At 46.0% G+C, this 2,078-nt stretch carries 4 protein-coding genes; all 4 read left to right on the forward strand.

The genetic code is table 11. From position 1 onward, the window contains the following. A partial coding sequence (locus A3730_RS01210; protein WP_063537307.1) for a hypothetical protein occupies positions 1–627 on the forward strand: 627 nt, incomplete at its 5' end. 113 nt (positions 628–740) lie between these two features. After that, the gene (locus tag A3730_RS01215) at positions 741–1,208 is read left to right on the forward strand and encodes a hypothetical protein (protein WP_063519558.1); all 468 of its coding nucleotides are present in this window, start codon (positions 741–743) and stop codon (positions 1,206–1,208) included. A gap of 62 nt (positions 1,209–1,270) precedes the next feature. After that, the gene (locus tag A3730_RS30120) at positions 1,271–1,651 is read left to right on the forward strand and encodes a molecular chaperone DnaJ (RefSeq protein WP_156496943.1); all 381 of its coding nucleotides are present in this window, start codon (positions 1,271–1,273) and stop codon (positions 1,649–1,651) included. A 98-nt stretch (positions 1,652–1,749) separates the two neighbouring features. Next, complete coding sequence (locus tag A3730_RS01220; protein WP_063519559.1) at positions 1,750–1,995, forward strand: DUF2164 domain-containing protein; 246 nt, start codon at positions 1,750–1,752, stop codon at positions 1,993–1,995. Positions 1,996–2,078: the final 83 nt, after the last annotated feature.

A 2,078-nucleotide genomic window follows, 5' to 3' on the forward strand; every position in this document is an offset into this window, starting at 1 on the left:
GCCCCTTATACCTTTGTCAGTTGCTGGACATCACAAAAGCGCGAAAGTATTCCGCTTTGGAAGATGTATGTGAATTCGCCGTTTGCAGTAAGAATTGAATTTTCGCCTGATTTCTTGAAGCCTCAGTTTTTTAAGAAGCACTTTATTGCAAATCATACCAATAGAAATGCTTACGTATTTTTGTTTCACAGAGGCGAGCGAGACACAGAGTTTCTATCCAAAGTCGTATATAAAGAACAACCAAGAATTCAAATGTATAAAGACGTACGCGGCCTGATGACTCAGGGCTATATAGAAGACTATGCTCTTACTAAAAATGAGCTCTGGGAATTCCAAGAGGAAGTGAGGTTTGTTTTGCAAGCCGTACCGATTAAACAGCTGAGGCCAAGACGGGGGTCTTCACTTTATAATACCTGCCAAGAAGTCATAATTAACAATGACCCAACTGATATACAGTTTATTGATGTGGCTTACGATAAAATCTGCCTGATGTCTGCGGGTATTATGCTTGGGCCATCAACTACCACTGAGCATGAAAATGAGCTGAGGCAGTACTTAAGTACGCACCTTCCTGAATATCATGGCGAAATATCTAGAAGTGACGCCTTCATACGGGAGCGTGGATAAGATTACATAACTATCGGCTGTTGTCGCCCCCCTTCGGGGCTGGACGGCCTTTCCGCCGCTGCGCGGCTACAAGTCCGCCCCAAAGCCGGGCGTTATGTGAAGGAGAGGGAATCGTGAGCGAGGAGCGGAAAACGTCGTATCTAAAGCCGGGGCGCCTGGCAGATGTTCTTGCTCTGATACAGGTTCTCGCATATGACAAATATACGAGTCGCAGTGAATCCGGTTTGATCGATGAGTTAAAAAATAAGCCGGATTCAGAGAACAGCTGGATTGATCTGGGGCGAGCGCACCCCGAGTTTTTCCGAGTTCGCTTTGAGAACGAGGATGAGGAAGAAGATGGGAAAGTGAATCGAGTTTCACTGATTTCCAGGTACGTACTTCCTCATGCTACCGAAAACAAGAAAAAAATACGTCCTATTTTAGATTCAAATACAGTGAACAAGCTCATGGATGTGGCTATTGAGATTCATGATAGGCAACTTTCTAGGTCCGAGCGCTGGAAGATTGTCATTCCTATGGTGGTTGCTATTGTTAGTGCAGGGGCCTCAATAGTGGCAGCTCTAATTGGTTCCGGTACATAACAATGCCATGCATGCGACGAGCGCATGATGGCCGGCGTTATGCAATCAAACGAGTAATCAGCATGAAATGCTTACTTTCTTTAATCGCGATTGGTCTGCTGCCCTGTTTGGTCTATGGCGAGGATCTGGGGTATACCGGTCATAATAAAGAAGGTCAAAGTGTTGGTGAAAAATTAAACGATTTAAAAGGCGATAAGTCTTTTAGTGTTTACGAGAAAAACGGGTGGACTATCGCCAGCTCTCAAGAGGGTGTGATGTACAGTTTTACTCCAATAAATCATCCAGCTCATCCAGCATATGTTGAGAGACGAGTAATTGAGCGCGATGGCACTATCTATATAGATATGTCGGCACGTTGTGGTGCATCAAAGGTAGCGTGTGATGATCTTGTAAAGTCATTTCAGGAATTAAACAAAAAAATCATCCAGAGCATGGGTGGCTAAATGCATAAAAAAGCCATTAAAAACCGGTCGCCAAATGATGGGCGAATGGGGTTAGGTCTTGCACTTTGCTCCAACCCTTCTTCGGCAATGAGTAAACCATGACCGATATCACCTTCACCCCAGACCAAAAATCCCGCATGGTCAGCAAGATCAAGGGGTACTTCGAAGACGAGCTTCAGCAGGATATCGGTGGGTTCGAGGCGGAGTTCTTGATTGATTTCTTTGCCAAAGAGCTGGGACCACATTTCTATAACCGGGGTCTGTTTGATGCCCAGCAGGTACTCACCGAGAAGATGGACGAGGTGGGCTATGTGATGCAGGAGCTGGAGAAGCCGGAGCCCTGAGTGGTGCAGGGCAAGATTGCAAATTATCAGGTGGATGTCCTGCTTTGCACGGTTCGCGGCTCAAGCGCCGCTCCTACAAAGGA

The organism is Alcanivorax sp. HI0044, assembly GCF_001634945.1.

Bases quoted from the DNA above. Each gene is read 5' to 3' on its own strand.
- A3730_RS30120 (WP_156496943.1), top strand. From the start codon at position 1,271: ATGAAATGCTTACTTTCTTTAATCGCGATTGGTCTGCTGCCCTGTTTG.
- A3730_RS01220 (WP_063519559.1), top strand. From the start codon at position 1,750: ATGACCGATATCACCTTCACCCCAGACCAAAAATCCCGCATGGTCAGC.